Source organism: Pseudomonas sp. MT92 (assembly GCF_058792515.1).
Genome location: NZ_JBXAFA010000046.1, coordinates 1 through 1452, shown reverse-complemented (window position 1 = coordinate 1452; position 1452 = coordinate 1). Strand labels below are relative to the sequence as shown.

The following is a 1452-nucleotide window of genomic DNA, read 5'->3' as shown; positions in this document are numbered from 1 at the left end:
TGGGCGGATTCAACCGGTCGTCGCAACACCTCTGATCGAGGTGTTTATGGGACGACCTGCAGGCTGGATGCAAAAATTGACGGGACGAGGGGCGATGCGTTCGCCAGGTGCGCCGTCGCTTCGCAATGAAATCGAGCGGCTGTTTTGGGCGCAGATCGCAACCGGGATCACAAGCGAAAAGGCAGCGCAGGCCATTGGCGTTTCATCAGCGGTAGGCACACGCTGGTTCCGTCATCGGGGCGGGATGCCGTTGTTTATGTCTAACCACATATCCGGAAGGTACTTATCGTTCGCAGAGCGAGAAGAGATTGGACTGCTTAGGGCGCAAAGTGTTGGCGTGCGCGAGATTGCCCGTCGCCTTGGACGAAGCCCATCGACAGTTTCACGGGAGCTGGCACGTAATGCTGCAACTCGTTGCGGTCGGCTTGAGTATCGAGCTTCAGTCGCACAATGGAAGGCAGAATTGGTTGCCAAGAGGCCAAAGCCAGCGAAACTGGCGACTAACCCACGACTGCATCACTACGTGCAAGACCGTCTGGAGGGTAAGGTTCACGACGCTGATGGCCGTGAGATTACTGGGCCTCGACAAGCTCCCTTCAAAGGCCGAAATAAACCACATCGCAGTGACCGTAAATGGGTCAGCGGCTGGTCACCCGAACAGATTACCAACCGGCTACAGATCGATTTTCCGGACGATGAATCCATGCGCATCTCTCACGAAGCCATATATCAGGCGCTCTACATTCAGGGGCGAGGGGCTCTCAAGCGCGAGCTGGTTAGCTGTTTACGCACGGGGAGAGCATTGCGCGTGCCGAGAGCCAGGGCGCAGGCCAAAGCGTGGGCACATGTCAGCGAGGATGTCATGATCTCCAGTCGCCCTGCCGAGGTGGAAGACCGAGCTGTACCAGGGCATTGGGAGGGCGACCTGATCATCGGTCTAAACCGTTCTGCGATTGGAACGCTGGTCGAGCGTTCAACTCGATTCACCATGCTCGTCCATCTGCCCCGCGAAGAAGGTTATGGGCTAATTCCCCGAACGAAGAACGGCCCGGCACTTGCCGGTTACGGGGCAGTTAGCATGGCCAACGCGTTGAAGAAGACGGTGACTGATCTTCCCGTCGAGCTGTGGAGATCTTTAACCTGGGATCGTGGGAAGGAGCTATCGGATCACGCTAGGTTTACTATCGAATCCGGAGTAAAGGTCTTCTTCGCTGACCCTCATAGTCCATGGCAGCGCGGCACGAACGAGAATACGAACGGTCTTCTGCGCCAATACTTCCCGAAAGGTACCGACCTGTCTCGCTGGAGTGCTCAAGAGATCCAAGCCGTAGCTCACGCGCTAAACACGAGACCCCGAAAAACACTCGGCTGGAAAACACCCGTCGAAGCTCTGAATGAGTATCTAAAATCTGTTCAACAACCCGGTGTTGCGACGACCGGTTGAATCCGCCC

The 1452-nt window shown here is 56.5% G+C and carries 1 protein-coding gene; it reads left to right on the top strand.

Annotated elements, in window-relative coordinates; all coding sequences use genetic code 11:
• Positions 1–67: 67 nt before the first annotated feature.
• A complete protein-coding gene (locus AC1Q6D_RS33105) occupies positions 68–1444 on the top strand; it encodes an IS30 family transposase (protein WP_103406925.1) in 1377 nt (458 codons plus the stop codon).
• Positions 1445–1452 lie beyond the last annotated feature (8 nt).